The following is a 17208-nucleotide window of genomic DNA, read 5'->3' as shown; positions in this document are numbered from 1 at the left end:
GTCCACAGGGGAGGCTTGCGCATTATGGTTCGTCACGGTTTCATCCATTCCAAAGAAGATATCAAATTTCTCATTCTGTTTGCCATGGATCTGCTGCCCTTTCCGGTCAGTTTCAGCACTGTCGTGGACCTGACGACCTGGTGCGATGAAGGCTTCGGCTACTTTGAACTGAGCGAAGCGTTCTATGAGATGGTGCCGACCGGCCACATCGAGGAAATCCCCGGCGACGGGGAACCCGCCTACCACATCACGGACAAAGGCCGCGAGGCCATTCGCGTGTTTGAAAAACAGCTGCCCTATCCAGTGCGCGAAGCCGCACAGCGCTCCGCGCTGCGGGTCGTGCGCCAGATTCGGCGCGATGCCGCGATTCATACCTCCGTGACCGAGCGCGCCGCCAACGACCTGACCGTCCGCATGGAGATGGAGCAGGTGTTCGCCATTGAAATGGATGTGGTCAGCCGCGGACAGGCCGCGATGCTTGAGCGCACCTTCAAAAACAACGCGGAGGCGATTTACCAGACCCTGCTGGGCGCCATGACCGCAGACTACGAAACCGAGAAAGAAGACGAAACCCCTTGAACTACATTCGGCAACTGGGCGTCCTGATCGCCTGCTGCGTCGCAGGCGACGCGCTTTCCATCCTTCTGCACGGCGCGCTGCCCGGCAATGTGCTCGGACTGACACTGCTGCTTTTACTGCTGATTTTCGGCCCAATACGACTGAACCATGTCGAGCACACAGCAGATTTTTTGCTGCAAAACATGGCGTTCTTTTTCCTGCCCGCCTGCTTGGGCGTGCTGGAGATTTTCGCACAGATCAAAATCGAAATCCTGGCTATGCTTGCAGTGTGCGTGCTGACGACGCTGTGCACCGCGACGGCCACCGCGTTCACTGTTCACATCGTGTTCCGCTTGCAGCACCGTGAAAGCGAGGAGGCGTTTGACCATGACTGAGTTGCTTTCCTCCTCCACCTTCTGGATGGCGCTATCCATCGGCTGTTATGCACTGGGCGTCAAGATCCAGCAAAAAACCGGTTCGGCGCTGTGCAATCCCCTGCTGATCTCCGCCATACTGGTTGGCGTGCTGCTGGTCGCGACCGGCACTACCTACCAAACCTATGAAAGCGCCGGTCAGCTGATTTCCTTTTTCCTGACCCCGGCGACCGTGGCGCTCGCCGTACCGATTTACCGCAAGCTGGATGTGCTGAAAAAGAATCTGGTGCCCATTCTTGCCGGTGCCTTGGTCGGCTCGTTGACCTCCATTCTGAGCGTACTGTTCTTCTGCCGGCTGTTCGGCTTGTCTGACGCAACCACCCGTTCGCTGGTGCCCAAATCGGTCACTACGCCGATCGGCGTAGCGCTTTCCGAAATGTTAGGCGGTCTGGCACCGGTGACTGCCATTGCAGTCGTATTCACCGGCATTGTGGGAGCAATCCTGCTGCCAACCTTCCTGAAATGCATCGGTGTGCGCAATCCGGTGCAGATGGGCTTGTCCATCGGCACCGCCGCCCACGCGGTCGGCACTTCGCGCGCCATTGAGTTGGGCGAAACCGAAGGCGCAATGAGCGGCCTTGCCATCGGTGTGGCCGGCCTGTTGACCGCGCTGCTTGTGTCAATCGGTTCGATATTTTTTGCTTAATCATAAAAAGCGGTCTGCACCGGCAGGCCGCTTTTTTTGCATCATTCAATAAAAAGAAGGAACCGGACGAACCGGTTCCTTCCTGACAGCTTTTCTTAGCCGAAGTAGCGCTGCAGCAGGCCCTCGAAAGCCTTGCCGTGACGAGCTTCGTCGCGAGCCATCTCATGTACAGTATCGTGGATCGCATCCAGGTTCAGAGCCTTAGCGCGCTTTGCCAGATCGAACTTGCCAGCGGTAGCGCCATTCTCAGCGTCAACACGCATCTCGAGGTTCTTCTTGGTGGAGTCGGTTACGACCTCGCCCAGCAGTTCCGCAAACTTAGCAGCATGCTCTGCTTCCTCGAAAGCAGCCTTCTCCCAGTACAGGCCGATTTCCGGATAGCCTTCACGATGCGCAACGCGAGCCATCGCCAGATACATGCCAACCTCAGTGCACTCGCCCTCGAAGTTTGCACGCAGATCCTTCATGATGTCTTCCGGAGCGCCCTGTGCTACGCCAACAACGTGCTCAGCCGCCCAGGTCTTCTCGCCGGACTGCTCCTTGAACTTCTCAGCCGGAGCGTGGCAAACCGGGCACTCAGCCGGAGCTGCTTCGCCTTCGTGAACATAACCGCATACGGAACAAACAAACTTCTTCATGATTTTTTCCTCCTAATATCCTTTTTGAAATGGTTTATTTTGGGGACGGAAGAAAACGATCCATCGTAATGGAACAAAGCTGCTCCCGCAGAGACCGATTGATCTCGGAGAACACGCGATGGAAATCGCATTCCTTCCGGTTGCCTACTCGGGTACACTGAAATTCATTGGCCAGACAATGATTGATTGCAATCGGTCCGTCAATGCATTCAATGATCTCACCCAGCGAAATTTCGGAAGGCAGCCGATTGAGCTCATACCCGCCTGCCACGCCCTTATAGGACTTGGTGATGCCGGACTGGGTCAACTTGCGCAAAATTTTGAGCGCGAAGCGCAGCGTTACGCCCGCCGACTCTGCAACATCCTTTGCACACTGTTTGCCCCCTGCCAGCGCCAGGCAATAGGTCACGCGGATTGCATAATCCGCTTCATGTGTGATTCTCAAACTGTTCCTTCCTTTCTCTCATTGGAACATCCTCAGTATAGTATTGTTCCACGGAAATGTCAATAGCATTTTATGAAATTTAATATATTTTTTTAATTAATATAAATTCTCAATAAATCCAACTTTTTCTTCTACTCACATTGTGGACAAAATGCTGTCCAACAGGGTCAGTATATCATATATTCGAGTAAATGTCTATGAATTTTCAAGCTATACACCGCTTTCCGGTATATATAAGTCGTTAAAATTTTTGCCAATCCGGCTTATCAGCCATGTGACTTATTTCAACCTGATATGCACACCAACACAAAGGAAGGCCGCATGATGCGGCCTTCCTTTGTATAAACTCTTCTTTTCAAATACTCAACCAGCTTACGCTCAATCCAGCTGCGCCAGCGCCTGATCGAGGTCAGCAATGATATCCTCGACATTTTCCAAACCAACAGACAGACGCACCAGACCCGGCTCAATGCCCGCCGCAACCAGCTGCTCGTCGGTCAGCTGACGGTGGGTCTCGCTCGCCGGATGCAGCACGCACGTGCGGATATCCGCAACATGCACCTCGTTGCAGGCCAGCTTTACGCTGTCCATGAACTTCATGGCAGGCGTGCGGCCACCCTTGATATCAATACTCATCACGCCCGAAGTGCCGAGCGGCAGATATTTCTGCGCGCGATCATACTGCTCGTTGCCCGGCAGCGCAGGATAGCGCACGGAAGCGATCTTATCCGACTTCTCCAGATGCTTTGCAACCGTCAGCGCGTTCTCGCAGTACTGCTTCATGCGCACGGGCAGGGTCTCCAGACCGAGGTTGAGCAGGAAAGCAGAGTGCGCCGCCGGATAGCAGCCAAAGTCACGCATCAGCTGCATGCGCGCCTTGATGATATAGGCCAGATTGCCGAAGTCGCGCGTGTAGACAACGCCGTGGTAGCTCTCGTCCGGCTCGGTGAAATCCGGAAACTTGCCCGAAGCGGCCCAGTCGAACTTGCCGCTGTCCACGATCACGCCGCCGCCCTGCACGGCATGACCGTCCATGTACTTGGTGGTCGAGTGCGTGACGATATCCGCGCCCCACTCAAACGGACGGCACAGAACCGGGGTGGCAAAGGTGTTGTCTACGATCAGCGGCACGCCGTTCTTGTGCGCGATATTCGCCCATTTTTCAATGTCAAACACGGTCAGCGCGGGGTTTGCCAGCGTTTCACCAAACACCGCCTTGGTGTTGGGCTTAAAGAGCTTCTGCACCTCTTCCGCGGGGGCTTCCGCGTCCGCCCAGATGCACTCGATGCCAAACTTTTTGAGCGTTACACCAAACAGGTTGATCGTGCCGCCGTAGATGGTGGAAACAGCAATGAAGCTGTCGCCCGCCGAGCACAGATTGAGAATGGCGAGCAGATTGGCTGCCTGACCGGAGCTGGTCAGCATCGCGCCCGCGCCGCCTTCCAGGGAAGAGATCTTCTTCTCGACCGCGTCACAGGTCGGGTTGGCAAAACGCGAGTACATGAACTCAGTCGGCATATCGAACAGGCCCGCAATGTGTGCAGTCGAATCAAAGCGGTAGGTAGTAGACTGCACAATGGGCATGACGCCCGGACCGCCGTTCTCGGGCTTATAGCCCTCATGCAGGCATTTGGTTTCCATCTTCATATGATAAAACTCCTTTACGAGGATTTTTGACACAAGGGTATTGTATCACGCTGAGAAAATCCGGTCAAGCATGCGCATCCTTTGCTCGACTTTGCCCGCGCCGTTTGCTATAATAAGTGCATATCCAAATTTGACGGAGGAAAACGGTTATGACCGATGAAAAAATCGCGCGCATCAACGCGCTCGCAAAAAAAGCAAAAACCGAGGGACTGACCGATGCGGAAAAGGCGGAGCAGCAAGCGCTGCGCGCGGAATACGTTGCTGGCTTTCGCCAGAGCCTGAAAGCCCAGCTGGACAACACCGTAGTGATCAACCCGGACGGCACATCCTATAAGCTGCAGCAGAAAGAGGGAAAACGTGATTGATCTGCCCGCGCATGCCGCACGCGCCATTGCACGGCTTGAGGATGCCGGATATGAGGCATGGGCGGTCGGCGGCTGCGTGCGTGACAGTCTGCGCGGTGCCCAGCCGCACGACTGGGATCTTTGCACCGCAGCCAAGCCTACCGAGATGCAGGCGGTATTCGCGAGAGAGCGCGTGCTCGAAACCGGCCTGAAGCACGGCACGCTGACCGTCTTAACCGACGACGGCCCACTGGAGATCACCTCTTTCCGCGCGGACGGCGGCTATTCGGACGGGCGACATCCGGACGGCGTGCGCTTTGTGCCCGATGTGACCGCCGACCTTGCGCGGCGGGATTTCACAGTCGGCGCAATGGCATGGCACCCAGACCGCGGCCTGTGCGACCCGTATGGTGGTCTGGACGATTTGCAGGACGGTGTGCTGCGCGCGGTGGGCGACCCGGATGCACGCTTTCAGGAGGACGCGCTGCGCATTTTGCGCGGCGTGCGCTTTGCGTCTCAGCTTGGCTTCACGGTGGAAACCGAAACCGCTGCGGCCATGCGGCGACAGGTTGGCCGGTTGTCCTGCGTTGCGGCCGAGCGTGTGCGCGAAGAACTGACCGGCTTGTTGTGCGGTCGGTTTGCGACGCGGGCGCTGCGGGACTTTTCCGACATTTTGACCGCAGTGCTGCCCGAGCTTGCCCCGATGGTGGACTGCGCACAGCAAAATCCGCATCACTTATATGATGTTTGGGAGCACAGCATCCGCGCGGTCGGGCAGGTGCCTGCGGAACCCTGTTTGCGTTGGGCAACGCTGCTGCATGACAGCGGCAAACCCGCCTGCAAAACCGTGGATGAAAACGGCGTCGGACATTTCTACGGACACCCACAGGTCAGCCGCGAGATTGCGGAGACGCTCACACGCCGTTTGCGCTTTTCCAGTGAACAAATTGCACGCATTCTGCTGCTGGTCGAGCAGCACGACCGCTCGCTGGGCGACAGCGACAAGCTGGTGCGCCGCCGGCTGGTGCAGATCGGTGAAAACCGCTTCCGCGACCTATTGGCGATCAAAAAGGGCGATGCCGTCGGCCAAGGGACGCACCCGGACAACGTCGTAGCGCTGTGGGAAACCGAGCGACGGCTGAATACGGTGCTCGCGCAGGATGCCTGTCTGTCGTTGCGGCAGCTTGCGGTGAACGGGAACGACCTGACCTCACTCGGCCTACATGGACCTGCGATCGGGGCCATGCTGCACGACCTGTTGGACGCCGTCGTAGACGGCACGCTGGACAACACGCGGAAGGCGCTTTTGGCACATGCCCGTGCCCGAATGGAGGAATACCATGACCAGTAAAGAACTGTTTATCGAAACCTATAACAAAAATATTCACCGTCCGGGCGCGGATAAGCTGCTCGCATGGATGGAAACGACCGACTTTTTCACCGCGCCCGCATCCACACGCTTCCACGCGGCCTATGAAGGCGGTCTGCTCGACCACTCGCTCAACGTCTATAACGTGTTGATTTCCAAGCATTATAACCCGGAAACCGATAATCTGGAAAGCTTTACGCTTGTCTCGCTCCTGCACGACCTGTGCAAGGCCGGATTTTACAAGACCGAGCTGCGCAACCGCAAAAACGACCGCGGCGAATGGGAAAAGGTGCCGGTTTACGCAATCGACGACCAATTCCCCTATGGACACGGCGAAAAATCCGTCTATCTGATCGAGCGCTTCCTGCGCCTGAAAACCGAGGAGGCCATGGCAGTGCGCTGGCACATGGGTGGCTTTGACGATTCTGTGCGCGGCGGCAGTTTTTCGCTGGCGCATGCGTTTGAGAAATACCCGCTTGCCGTCAAGCTGCATCTTTCCGATCTGGAAGCGACGTATCTGCACGAAAACAGAAGCGAATAAGCCAAAAAACAGGAGGTTTTACTATGCTGATCCGGTCGATCGAGTCCCGCGACCGTGACTATTTCATCCGCAGCGTGCATGCGTTTTACCACTCGCCTGCCGTCTGCCATGACATTCCCGCGCAAAACGCGGAACGCACCTTTGAACTGCTGATGCATGGCAGCCCGTATGCCGACTGCCTGATCGCAGAGGAGGACGGTCAGCCGGTGGCGTACTGCCTGCTGGCGCTGACGTGGTCGAACGAAGCGGGCGGCCTCTGCGTCTGGCTGGAGGAACTGATGGTGGACGAAACCATGCGCGGCAAGGGCGTGGGCAGCAAAATGATTGCCGCGGTACACGAGAAATACAATACTGCCGCGCGGTACCGTCTGGAAGTGACCGAAGAAAACCCGCGCGCCGCCGCGCTCTACCACATTCTCGGTTTTGAGGATCTGCCATATCGACAGATGATCCTTGACACCCCGGTTGCGCTGTAAAACATCAAACAAAAGACCTGCTCCGGCAGGTCTTTTTTGTTTGTGCATTTTCTGGTATGATAGGACATAGAATTGAGGTGGTTTGATGGCAGCAGAAAACAAGATGGGCACCATGTCCGAAGGCCGACTGATTATCACGATGTCCTTTCCGATCATGCTGTCCATGCTGGTGCAGGCACTTTATAATATTGTAGACAGTGCGTTCGTCGCGCGCATCAGCGAGGACGCACTGACCGCGGTCTCGCTCGCCTTTCCGGTGCAGCTTTTGATGATTGCAGTAGCGACCGGCACGGGTGTGGGCGTCAACGCGCTGCTCTCGCGGCGGCTCGGGCAGAAAAAGCAGGAGGAAGCCAACGCGGTCGCTGCCAACGGCGTATTCCTGTCCCTGTGCTTCTGGCTGGTGTTCGCCGTACTCGGTCTGCTGTTCGGCCGCGGTTTTATCGCGCTGTTCACCGACGTACCCGCCGTCATCGAGATGGGCACCAGCTATGTGACCGTGGTCACCGTCGCTTCATGCGGCGTGTTCCTGCTGTTCGTGGCCGAGCGTCTGATGCAGGCGACCGGCAACACGGTCTATCATATGGTCACGCAGCTGATCGGCGCTGTGCTCAACTGCATCCTTGACCCGATTATGATTTTCGGCCTGCTCGGCTGCCCCGCCCTCGGCACGACGGGCGCCGCGCTTGCCACCGTCCTGTCCCAGATCATCGCCATGGGCATCGGTTTTTTCATCAATGTGCGCTTTAACCATGATGTACGCCTGCATCTGCGCGGTTTCCGACCGGACGGCGGCATCCTTGGCGAGATCGTGCGCATCGGCCTGCCCGCAGCGGTGCAGCAGTCGCTGCTGAGCGTGCTGACGGTCGGCCTAAACCGCATTCTGATACCGTTTTCGCAGACCGCCGTCAGCTTTTACGGTGTATACTACAAGCTGCAAAACTTTCTGTTTATGCCGATCTATGGCCTGAATAACGCGCTCATTCCGATGATCGGCTACAACTTCGGCGCGAAAAACCGCCGCCGCATCGAACGCATCACGCGCTATGCGCTTCTGCTGGCCGTCGGCATTATGGCGGCGGGGACGATCTTGTTTGAACTGATCCCCGTGCCGCTGCTGCGTCTGTTCGATGCATCGAGCGCCATGCTTGCCATCGGCGTGCCCGCCATCCGCATCATTTCCGTGTCATTCTGCTTTGCGGGCGCTTCGGTCATCCTGTCGGGCTGCATGCAAGGTCTAGGACGGAGCAGTGAATCGCTTTGGGTCGCGCTGCTCCGCCAGCTGATCGTCATTTTGCCCGCGGCGGTGGTGCTCTCCCGCATCAGCCTTACTGCCATCTGGTTTTCCTTCCCGCTGGCCGAAGCCGTCGGTCTTGCCGCTGCTTTGCTGCTGCACCGACATGTCACCCGACAGCTGCTCCAGCCGCTCCCGTAAAATGTCACAATATTGTAACAATTCCCCCATTGTTTTTGTGCAGACTGCGGCATATAATAAAGACAGAACCTAACGAAAGGGGTGAGTCCATTGGACAGCGAGATCCAGCAGCTTGTGGGACATATTCTGGAGCACCCGCGTTTTCAGCAGCTGCGTCTGTTTCAACATCACGGCGCCGAAAATTCGGTATACGACCACTCGGTTGCCGTAGCGGAAGCCGCTTATGCAATCGCCCGCCGGATGCGTCTGTCCGGGGACGAAACCGCTTCTGTTGTCCGTGCAGCGCTGCTGCATGACTTTTTTGGCTATGACTGGCGCGGCGATTTGTTCCGCCGCTATCTGCACCGGTTTTCCGGCATCCAGCGCATCATGCGCATGCATGCCTTTGTGCATGGACATATCGCGGCAGAGCGCGCCAGATGCATGTTCGGCCTTTCGAGCGAGGAGTGCGAAGCCATCGCACGGCATATGTTCCCTCTTGCAGCCATGCCGCGCACACGTATCGCATGGATCGTCACGCTGGCCGACAAAGTGGTCGCTTCCAAAGAAATGGCTGCCGCTGTCGGCAGTTATCTGTCCCCCGCACGCCGCAGAGCGTTGCCCGAATCATAAAAATCACCGCCGTTTTGGATGCGTCTGTCCGAAACGGCGGTTTTTTGCGTTCATAAATCCTGTATGTTCATTTTATCCAGCTGCCTTTTGCGTTTTTCTCCGCGACGGCAAACAAAATAGACTGCGAGCAGCACCAATGTAAAAATGTTGCACTGCAAAAACGCAAGAAATGTATCACAGATCAGCGACGCCGTCACCGGCACACCCTTGCCATATACCTCATAATATCCGGCAATGGCAGAAGCGATTGCAAAAATCGAGTAAAGCACTTCCAGCACCGGAAGCACCAATCCCGGCCACCATGCCTTGCGGCGCGAGAGAAACACTTGCAGGGCGATGACCGCGGCAAGCAGCAACACCAGCACCAAAATATGAAACGGAAAAAACATCATCCATCCTCCTTTTTTGACTTTACAGATCCTGTATGTTCATTTTATCAAGCTGCTTTTTGTGTTTTTGGCTGCGACGGCAGAGAAAATAAACTGCAAGCAGCACCAGCGTCGGCAGCAGGCAGAGCGCAGAACCCAGCACCACCAGAAGCGCCTGTCCCGCGTTTTCTGCCTGAGACAGCGCATTGAACAATACATTCGGCAGCACCAGCAGTACACCCGGCAGCGTGCACGCGGGCATCACCAGCCCCGGCCACCATGCTTTGCGGCGTGACAGGAACACCTGCAATGCGACGATCCCCACCAGAATCGCAAGCCACAGACACAGATTGACCGCAATCACCACGATTGCCATTGTATCGAATGTTGCCATAAAAACGCACCTCCCTATCCCTTCTCCGCGCCGTCCGCGCGGCGCTGTTTGTAGGCGTGAATCAGAATCTTCGCGGTATCGAAGTCCAGCTTATCATTCACCGCCATCCGCTTGATAAGCGCCACATACGGGTCCTCGTCCTCCCGCTCGCCCAGTTCGATCTTCTGAATCAGCCGGTCGAGCCGCAGGCGCACGGTTGGATAGGTCACGCCGTATTCGCCTGCAATCTGCTTGAGCGAACCGGACGCAAGCACGAACCGCTTGATAAACGCCACGTCCTCCTCCTCCAGCTGCGCCATCCAGCCGGGCACCACCTCAATCGCCATGCACCCACCTCCTTTTTCTATTTTCAGTATATGCTTTAATTTTATTAAAGTCAATCTTTTATTTTATTTTTATCAAAAAGAAAACCACCTCTTTCAAGGTGGTTTATTTTATGCTTTTTCCAGCCGCTTCTGAAAGGCCAGCCGCTCACCGCGCCCCTCTTCCAGATCAATCAGTCCGCACTAGGTGTGGCCCAGCCGCGCGAGCAGCCGCTGCATCGGCCGGTTGTCGCGGTGCGTGTCAATGCGGATGTTGCCGCACCGGGCCAGACACCACTCGAGACAATACGCCGCCGCACCGTGCCCCTGCTGCGCCGCGGCGATACGATGCACGACGCCATAAGGTGCGTCGTCCAACCAAGCCCCTTCGCGGATGACACGGTAGGTCGGCTCACCCGCCGTGGAGAGGAAAAACGTCGCTGCGATCCGTCCGTCCTGCACACAGACATAGCTGCATCCTGCCGCGATATCCGCTTTCAGCATGTCTACCGTCGGCGTATGGTCGCCCCACTGGTTTGGGTTGCCGTTTTCCGCCATAAAACGACGCGCATTCGCAAAAATCTCAAGCAGCTCCGGCAGATCCGTTGGCTGCGTGTGTCCTATTTCCATGGTCATAACTCCTTTAACCACTCCGCACACAGCGCCTGCCAACGGGCCAGATGCCGGTCCGGACGACGGCCACGCGCCGGGTCGTAGGTTTCAAAATCCGCCAACGCCAGCCCATGTACACCGTGCGGGAACAAATGCACCTCATGCGGTACACCCGCTTTGCGTAGCGCGGCTTCCAGCAACAGCGTGTTTTCAACCGGCACGGTCGCGTCGGTCAGTGTATGCCACAAAAACACCGGCGGCGTGTCTGCATCTACCAGTTTTTCGAGTGAAAACGCCTGCTGCTGCGCTATATCCTCGCCCGCAAGACGCACAAAACTGCCGCGGTGCGCATATTCGCCCGCCGAAACGACAGGATATCCTAACACCGCCGCAAAAGGCCGATGCTTCGACAGTTCCGTGCCTGCTTCAAACCACTCCGGCTTATTCCAAACTGCGGCCAGCGTACCCGCCAGATGCGCGCCCGCAGAAAAACCGCCGACCGCGATGCGGTCAGCATCCACACTAAAACGTGCGGCGTTCTCCCGCACCCACGCAACCGCCGCGGACAGCGTGCGCACCGGCTGCCTGGCGAGCAGCGGCGCCGAACAGTCGTATTCCAGCACAAACGACTCGATGCCGTCCCGCGCAAACGCCCGCGCCACGGGCGCGCCTTCCCGGATCGAGCAAAATTCATAGCCGCCGCCCGGACAAATCACCAGCGCAGGCTTTTTCTCCCCCGCCGCCGCGCCGAAATGGGTCAAAACGCCGTGCGGCAGCCGAACCTGTTCCATCATACGCCGATTCCTCCTCTGCCGCCGCGCTTATACATTATATCGGTTGCGAATATCAATGCGCGCCAAAATACAATCGCTTTCCGGTTTTTCCCCGACCAGCAAATAATCCAGCAGCAGCTCCATCGGTCGAACGCCCTGCAAATGCGCGTCCTGATCGATCAAAAAGTCGATCAGACCGGCGCGGATGTTGTCCGCGTTCGCCTCGGACAGGTCGTGACAGATCAGATGCACCTTTCCCTGCAAGCCCAACTCACGCAGCGCATCACACGCGCCGATCTGTCCGTTGACCGAAACATAGATGCCGCGCAAATCCGGATGCTCACGCACGGTTCTGCATACAATATCATAAGCAAGCTGCTGATCGTCTCCGCAGGTCTCCGGCGGCAGCAGCTTCAAGCCGGGGAAATGCGACGCTGCTTCGTCGCAGAACCCCTCTACCCGCTGCCGGTGAGACAGGTTGTTTTCCTGTCCCGCCACCACCAACACTTCGCCGCCGCCTGCAAGCAGCAAGTTCATCAGCCCCGCGCAAGCACGTCCACAGGCATAATTGTCCGGTCCGACATAGCACAAGCGTCCGGATTCCGAGAGATCCGTATTGAATGTGACCACCGGTATCTCTTCCGACAAGGCACGCAGACGCGCGCGCACCGTATCATCCTCTACGGGTGTGATTGCAAGGCCATTCATCCCGGCCGCCACCAACTCGTCGATCGCGGCAAGCTGGCGCGACGCATCTACCCCCTCCAGCGGACGCAGCAGCACCTCTGCGCCCTCGCTTTTCAGCCGCACACACGCGCGGCGGGTCTCCTCATACACCATATGCATAAACATGGTTTCCACCGACTGCACGATCACACCGATTTTGATCGGATGCTTTGCCAAAGCCAGCATCCTGCCCGCCCGGTTGGGACGATAGCCCATTTCCACCGCGATATGCCGCACCCGTGCGGCTACCTTGGCATCTACCCGCCCGCGGTTATTGAGCGCACGATCCACCGTGCCGCGCGAAACGCCTGCCAGCGCCGCGATCTCCGCCAATGTAACTGCCATTCATTCACTCCTATTCCCGTGTCCCTTCTGTGGGGACTGCCGTAGCCGCAACCGGTTTATCCGCGGCTCATACTGCCGCCCAGTGCGGCCGCGATCTCATCACATGCCTGCAACAGCGGGCCGCGCAGCAGCCCGATGCGCTCATCCGACATACGGCTGATCGGCGCGGAAACCGAAACCGCATAGGACGCACGTCCTCGATAATCCGGAATGGCTGCGGCAATGCAGCGCACCCCCAGCTCGTTTTCCTCATCATCTAAGGCATAGCCCAGCCGGCGCACCCGCTCCAGCTCATGAAAAAACGCATCCTCGGACACGATCGTGTGGGCTGTCCACGGCTTGATATCGCTCTCCTGCCAGAGGGCATGCACCTCTTTATCCGGCCACGTAGCCAGAATGGCCTTTCCCACGCCCGTGCAATAGAGCGGACGGCGCATACCGATGCGCGAAAACATCCGAATTGCACCATGGTCGCTTTCCACTTTATGAATATAAACGATGTCGTTTTCCTCCCGCATCACCAGATGCACCGTCTCCTCCGTTTCCCGGCTGAGATGATCCATCGGCCAGCGCGCACGCTCCACCACATCCATGTTTTCCATCACAAAACTGCCCAGTTCACACAAACGCATACCGGCTCGGTAAATGCTGGTCGCTGCATCGCGCTGGACATAGCCGCGCATGCACATGCTCGACAGCAGGCGATGTACCGTACTCTTATGCAGGCCGGTTTCCGCCGACAATGCGCCAATGCTCATCCCATTCCTGCTCTTGCACAGCAGCTCCAGCAAGTCAAACGCGCGGTCAAGCGACTGTACAGACGAGGATTCTGCCATAACGAGGCCCCTTTCGTTCCGCATTATAAAACTTTGTTCCATTTTAATGGATTTTCACCAAAAAAACAAGGGAAACTTTGCACAGATTGTCTTGGAAAAACTCTTGCATTCTGACGGTAAAGTTTTATAATAAAAGCATCAAAAGCATTTATGAAACGGCATTCCATAATACGAAATACGGAGGAAGATCGCAATGAATGAAATGGAAAAAAAGGTTCAGTCCATCGGCGTTGTCCCGGTTATCAAGCTCAACCACCCCGAGCGTGACGCAATCCCGCTGGCCAAGGCACTGATTGCAGGCGGCGTACCGGTAGCGGAGGTTACGTTCCGTGCGGCAGGCGCTGCCACCGCCATCAAGCTGATGCGCGACAACTTCCCGGAAATGCTGGTCGGCGCAGGCACCGTGCTCACCACCGCCCAGATTGATGAAGCCGTCGCGGCAGGCGCGCAGTTCATCGTCACCCCCGGCATGGACCCCGAGCTGGTCGCTTACTGCCAGAAAATCGGCATCCAGATCTTCCCCGGCTGCACCACCCCGACCGACTACCACACCGCTTATAAGTTCGGTCTGGAAGTGCTCAAGTTCTTCCCCGCGGAACAGTCCGGCGGCATTGCTAAGATCAAGGCGATGAGCGCTCCGTTCCCGATGTTCAAGGTCATGCCGACCGGCGGCATCTCTCTGAAAAACCTCGCGGACTACGTCAAGAATCCGGTTATTGCGGCCTGCGGCGGTTCCTACATGGTCACCGCTGACCTAATCGACAACGGCAAGTGGGATGAGATCACCGACCTGTGCAAGAAGTCGGTCGAGATCGTGAAAGAGGCGCGCAATGGCTAAGTATTCGCTGGCGCACATCGGCATCAATGCCGCTAATAAAGAAGAAGCGCAGAAGGCCGCCGAGATGTTCCAGACCCTGTTCGGCTTTGCCGTCAAGGAGGGCAACAGCTCGTTCTTCGCGGGTGATATCGAACTAATGAAAGAGCCTTATATGGGCAAAAACGGCCACATCGCCATTGGCACCCCGGATGTGGCAGCTGCCAAGACCGAGCTGGAAGCGCGCGGCTTCACCTTCAACGACGCCACCGCTAAATTTAAGGAGGACGGCACCCTGAACGCCATTTATCTGACCGATGAGATCTGCGGCTTTGCGATCCATCTGGTCGGCAAGCAGGGATGATTCACAAACACACGGAATACGGAGGATTTGAATATGAAAATCGTAACGTTCGGCGAACTGATGGTTCGTCTCCAGCCGTACAACTACGAGCGTTTCGTACAGGCTGACCACCTCGAGTTCACCTTTGGCGGCGGCGAGGCCAACGTGGCTGTTTCACTGGCAAACTATGGTCTGGACGCGGCTTACATCACCAAGCTGCCCGCACATGCGATCGGTCAGGCAGCTGTTAACTCCCTGCGTCGCTATGGCGTTGATACCAGCATGATTACCCGCGGCGGTGACCGTGTCGGCATCTACTACAACGAGAAGGGTGCTTCCCAGCGCGGCTCGGTCTGCATTTACGACCGTGCACACTCTGCAATTCAGGAAGCAACCACCGCTGACTTTGACTGGAACAAGATTTTCGAGGGCGTTGACTGGTTCCACTTCACTGGTATCACCCCGGCACTCGGCCCGAATGTGGTTGAGATCTGCCGTGAAGCCTGCCAGGCTGCTAAGGCGCACGGCGTCAAGATCTCCTGCGACCTGAACTACCGCGGCAAGCTGTGGACCCGTGAGCAGGCGCGCGAGGCTATGACCGACCTGTGCCAGTATGTGGACGTCTGCATCTCCAACGAGGAGGACGCAAAGGACGTATTCGGCATCGAGGCCGAAGCAACCGATATCTACGCGGGCGAAATCAACCGCGAGGGCTACAAGTCGGTTGCCAAGCAGCTGGCCGACAAGTTCGGCTTCGAGAAGGTTGCTATCACCCTGCGCGAGTCCCACTCCGCGTTCGACAACGGCTGGAGTGCCATGCTGTATGATGTTGCTTCCGACGAATACTGCTTCTCCAAGAAGTACGAGCTGCACATCATCGACCGCGTCGGCGGCGGCGACTCGTTCGGCGGCGGCTTGATCTACTCGCTGCTGACCGGCAAGAGCACGCAGGAAGCGGTGGAGTTTGCCGTTGCGGCTTCCGCGCTCAAGCACTCCATCGAGGGTGACTACAACATGGTCACGGTTGCCGAGGTTGAAAAGCTGGCCGGCGGCGACGGCTCGGGCCGCATCCAGCGCTGATTTTTGCACAAACCGTTCCGGTTTTACCGGAATGCCGTATCATTTTGATAATCTCCTTTCCCACAAACGCAAAACACCCGTGCTTCTCTCCACGCACGGGTGTTTTGCTGTTTATTCCGAAAATTCCCACAGAATATCGCAGGATATTGGATTTTCTGCTTGACATCTTTACAAAACCTGAGTATAATATATTTTGTCGTCAGAATCTGTTAGCAGAGCTTTCGGCAATGGATAGTTTCATATGGGGGTATAGCTCAGCTGGGAGAGCGCTTGAATGGCATTCAAGAGGTCAGCGGTTCGATCCCGCTTATCTCCACCAAAGGGTACGCAAAAGGCTTGTTTTCGTGAGAAAACAAGCCTTTTCCCTTTTCTATGATGAAATCGGCATATCCGTGCCATCTCAGCACTCCCAAAAGGGGGGCGTTCCGTGTGAACGCCCCCCTTTTTTTGTGTCCCAAGTTGAGACAGATTTATCATGCCGCAAAGGAAGTGACACCATGAGCCAAACGATTTCATTTGATTATTTCTACGGCGGACAGTCGGATGCTTTCAGCTATTACCGCATCCCCCGGCTGCTGATAACAGGCCAGCAATTCAAGGGGCTGTCCACGGACGCCAAACTGCTTTATGGCCTGCTGCTGGACCGCATGGGCCTGTCCTCCCGAAACGGCTGGTATGACGAGTTGGGCCGCGTTTATATTTACTACCCTCTGGACGAAATACAAGCTGATCTGAACTGCGGGCATGATAAAGCCGTCAAGCTGCTGGCCGAGCTGGATACTGGCAAGGGCATCGGCCTGATCGAGCGCGTCAAGCAGGGCCAAGGCCGTCCAGCCAAAATCTACGTCAAGCAGTTTACCACCACCGAGATCCCCCAGCCGCCAGCACCGTCCCCCGAGCCGGATGAGCCGAACCCCAGACTTCTGAAAACCGGCAGTCAAGACTTCGGAATATCAGAAGTCTTGACTGCGGAAAACCAGACTTCAAGACTTCTGAAAAACGGAAGTGCAGACTTCGGAAAATCCGACGGAAGTTATAATAATATAATCTATCCTGAAAATAGTTATCTTGATCCATCTATCTATCCATCTCAAAGCATCGCAGTACGACAGATGGATAGATGCGAGATCAGAGAAGAAGTGAAAGAGAATATCGAGTACCAGAGGCTTGCAGAGCAGTACGGGCATGAGGAAGTAGATGAGATCCTCGACCTTATCACCGACACGCTTTGCAGCACCAGCCCCACCATCCGCATTGGAGGCGGCGAGATTCCCATTGAGGCGGTAAAGGACCGTTTCTGGCGGCTGGAGCAGTCCCATATCGAGTACGTCTTTGACCGCATGAGGGAGAACACCACCAAGATCCGCAACATCCGAGGGTATCTGCTGACCGCCCTGTATAATGCCCCCGTTACCATTGGGCATTACTTTCAGGCCGAGGTACAGCATGACCTATACGGGCAGTAAATCCAGC

At 56.6% G+C, this 17208-nt stretch carries 23 protein-coding genes and 1 tRNA gene; 14 read left to right on the top strand and 10 right to left on the bottom strand.

The window, feature by feature from the left end; genetic code table 11:
- Window positions 1-24 precede the first annotated feature (24 nt).
- The 3 genes from ABGT74_RS04960 to ABGT74_RS04950 are packed head-to-tail and all read left to right on the top strand — an operon-like array spanning window position 25 to window position 1638.
- On the top strand, window positions 25-579 hold the full coding sequence (locus ABGT74_RS04960) for a DUF4364 family protein (protein ID WP_297283990.1): 555 nt from the start codon (window positions 25-27) through the stop codon (window positions 577-579).
- Window positions 576-953, top strand: coding sequence for a CidA/LrgA family protein (locus ABGT74_RS04955; protein ID WP_346704708.1), 378 nt, complete (start codon window positions 576-578; stop codon window positions 951-953). The genes ABGT74_RS04960 and ABGT74_RS04955 overlap by 4 nt, the downstream gene beginning before the upstream one ends.
- Complete coding sequence (locus ABGT74_RS04950; RefSeq protein WP_346704707.1) at window positions 946-1638, top strand: LrgB family protein; 693 nt, start codon at window positions 946-948, stop codon at window positions 1636-1638. Before ABGT74_RS04955 ends, ABGT74_RS04950 begins: the two co-directional genes overlap by 8 nt.
- Window positions 1639-1733: 95 nt before the next feature.
- Here ABGT74_RS04950 and ABGT74_RS04945 read toward each other — a convergent pair whose 3' ends face one another.
- The 3 genes from ABGT74_RS04945 to ABGT74_RS04935 all read right to left on the bottom strand — a co-directional run bounded on the left by ABGT74_RS04945 (window position 1734) and on the right by ABGT74_RS04935 (window position 4368).
- Window positions 1734-2276 (bottom strand): NADH peroxidase, encoded by a 543-nt coding sequence (locus ABGT74_RS04945; RefSeq protein ID WP_297283993.1) that lies wholly within the window; start codon window positions 2274-2276, stop codon window positions 1734-1736.
- Between the two features lie 34 nt (window positions 2277-2310).
- A complete protein-coding gene (locus ABGT74_RS04940; protein ID WP_297283994.1) occupies window positions 2311-2721 on the bottom strand; it encodes an Rrf2 family transcriptional regulator in 411 nt (136 codons plus the stop codon).
- Between the two features lie 378 nt (window positions 2722-3099).
- Complete coding sequence (locus tag ABGT74_RS04935; protein WP_297283995.1) at window positions 3100-4368, bottom strand: O-acetylhomoserine aminocarboxypropyltransferase/cysteine synthase family protein; 1269 nt, start codon at window positions 4366-4368, stop codon at window positions 3100-3102.
- Window positions 4369-4517: 149 nt separating this feature from the next.
- Here ABGT74_RS04935 and ABGT74_RS04930 point away from each other — a divergent pair, with 149 nt between their 5' ends.
- From ABGT74_RS04930 to ABGT74_RS04905, 6 genes are all read left to right on the top strand, one after another.
- Window positions 4518-4733, top strand: a complete 216-nt coding sequence (locus ABGT74_RS04930) for a DUF896 domain-containing protein (RefSeq protein ID WP_297283996.1) — start codon at window positions 4518-4520, stop codon at window positions 4731-4733.
- A complete protein-coding gene (locus tag ABGT74_RS04925) occupies window positions 4726-6063 on the top strand; it encodes an HD domain-containing protein (RefSeq protein ID WP_346704706.1) in 1338 nt (445 codons plus the stop codon). The genes ABGT74_RS04930 and ABGT74_RS04925 overlap by 8 nt, the downstream gene beginning before the upstream one ends.
- On the top strand, window positions 6053-6622 hold the full coding sequence (locus ABGT74_RS04920) for a hydrolase (RefSeq protein WP_297283998.1): 570 nt from the start codon (window positions 6053-6055) through the stop codon (window positions 6620-6622). The genes ABGT74_RS04925 and ABGT74_RS04920 overlap by 11 nt, the downstream gene beginning before the upstream one ends.
- A gap of 23 nt (window positions 6623-6645) precedes the next feature.
- Window positions 6646-7098, top strand: a complete 453-nt coding sequence (locus tag ABGT74_RS04915) for a GNAT family N-acetyltransferase (RefSeq protein ID WP_297283999.1) — start codon at window positions 6646-6648, stop codon at window positions 7096-7098.
- 85 nt (window positions 7099-7183) lie between these two features.
- Window positions 7184-8530, top strand: a complete 1347-nt coding sequence (locus ABGT74_RS04910; RefSeq protein WP_346704705.1) for an MATE family efflux transporter — start codon at window positions 7184-7186, stop codon at window positions 8528-8530.
- 90 nt (window positions 8531-8620) lie between these two features.
- Complete coding sequence (locus ABGT74_RS04905; protein ID WP_346704704.1) at window positions 8621-9142, top strand: HD domain-containing protein; 522 nt, start codon at window positions 8621-8623, stop codon at window positions 9140-9142.
- A 50-nt stretch (window positions 9143-9192) separates the two neighbouring features.
- Here ABGT74_RS04905 and ABGT74_RS04900 read toward each other — a convergent pair whose 3' ends face one another.
- The 7 genes from ABGT74_RS04900 to ABGT74_RS04870 form a co-directional block, all read right to left on the bottom strand.
- Complete coding sequence (locus tag ABGT74_RS04900) at window positions 9193-9531, bottom strand: hypothetical protein (protein ID WP_346704703.1); 339 nt, start codon at window positions 9529-9531, stop codon at window positions 9193-9195.
- Between the two features lie 22 nt (window positions 9532-9553).
- Window positions 9554-9904: a hypothetical protein gene (locus ABGT74_RS04895; RefSeq protein ID WP_346704702.1), complete on the bottom strand. Its 351-nt coding sequence runs from the start codon at window positions 9902-9904 to the stop codon at window positions 9554-9556.
- 14 nt (window positions 9905-9918) lie between these two features.
- Window positions 9919-10230 carry a DUF2089 family protein gene (locus tag ABGT74_RS04890; protein ID WP_346704701.1) on the bottom strand — a complete coding sequence of 104 codons (312 nt, stop codon included), beginning with the start codon at window positions 10228-10230 and terminating at the stop codon, window positions 9919-9921.
- A 180-nt stretch (window positions 10231-10410) separates the two neighbouring features.
- A complete protein-coding gene (locus tag ABGT74_RS04885; protein ID WP_346704700.1) occupies window positions 10411-10836 on the bottom strand; it encodes a GNAT family N-acetyltransferase in 426 nt (141 codons plus the stop codon).
- Window positions 10837-10838: 2 nt separating this feature from the next.
- Window positions 10839-11612 carry an alpha/beta hydrolase gene (locus tag ABGT74_RS04880; RefSeq protein WP_346704699.1) on the bottom strand — a complete coding sequence of 258 codons (774 nt, stop codon included), beginning with the start codon at window positions 11610-11612 and terminating at the stop codon, window positions 10839-10841.
- A gap of 27 nt (window positions 11613-11639) precedes the next feature.
- Window positions 11640-12662: a LacI family DNA-binding transcriptional regulator gene (locus ABGT74_RS04875; protein ID WP_346704698.1), complete on the bottom strand. Its 1023-nt coding sequence runs from the start codon at window positions 12660-12662 to the stop codon at window positions 11640-11642.
- 56 nt (window positions 12663-12718) lie between these two features.
- Window positions 12719-13498 carry an IclR family transcriptional regulator gene (locus ABGT74_RS04870; protein WP_346704697.1) on the bottom strand — a complete coding sequence of 260 codons (780 nt, stop codon included), beginning with the start codon at window positions 13496-13498 and terminating at the stop codon, window positions 12719-12721.
- A gap of 193 nt (window positions 13499-13691) precedes the next feature.
- On the opposite strand from ABGT74_RS04870, the gene eda reads away from it, so the two are divergent.
- From eda to ABGT74_RS04845, 5 genes are all read left to right on the top strand, one after another.
- Entirely contained in the window at window positions 13692-14336 is a 645-nt protein-coding gene (gene eda / locus ABGT74_RS04865) for a bifunctional 4-hydroxy-2-oxoglutarate aldolase/2-dehydro-3-deoxy-phosphogluconate aldolase (protein WP_346704696.1), read from the top strand.
- Window positions 14329-14676: a VOC family protein gene (locus ABGT74_RS04860; protein WP_346704695.1), complete on the top strand. Its 348-nt coding sequence runs from the start codon at window positions 14329-14331 to the stop codon at window positions 14674-14676. The genes eda and ABGT74_RS04860 overlap by 8 nt, the downstream gene beginning before the upstream one ends.
- A gap of 33 nt (window positions 14677-14709) precedes the next feature.
- The gene (locus ABGT74_RS04855) at window positions 14710-15735 is read left to right on the top strand and encodes a sugar kinase (protein ID WP_346704694.1); all 1026 of its coding nucleotides are present in this window, start codon (window positions 14710-14712) and stop codon (window positions 15733-15735) included.
- Window positions 15736-15978: 243 nt separating this feature from the next.
- Window positions 15979-16054, top strand: a tRNA-Ala gene (locus ABGT74_RS04850).
- 178 nt (window positions 16055-16232) lie between these two features.
- A complete protein-coding gene (locus ABGT74_RS04845) occupies window positions 16233-17201 on the top strand; it encodes a DUF6017 domain-containing protein (RefSeq protein ID WP_346704693.1) in 969 nt (322 codons plus the stop codon).
- The last annotated feature ends 7 nt before the right edge of the window (window positions 17202-17208 follow it).

This window comes from uncultured Agathobaculum sp. (assembly GCF_963927765.1).
In the GTDB taxonomy this organism is placed as follows: domain Bacteria; phylum Bacillota; class Clostridia; order Oscillospirales; family Butyricicoccaceae; genus Agathobaculum.
This window is presented reverse-complemented; position numbering and strand designations above follow the sequence as displayed.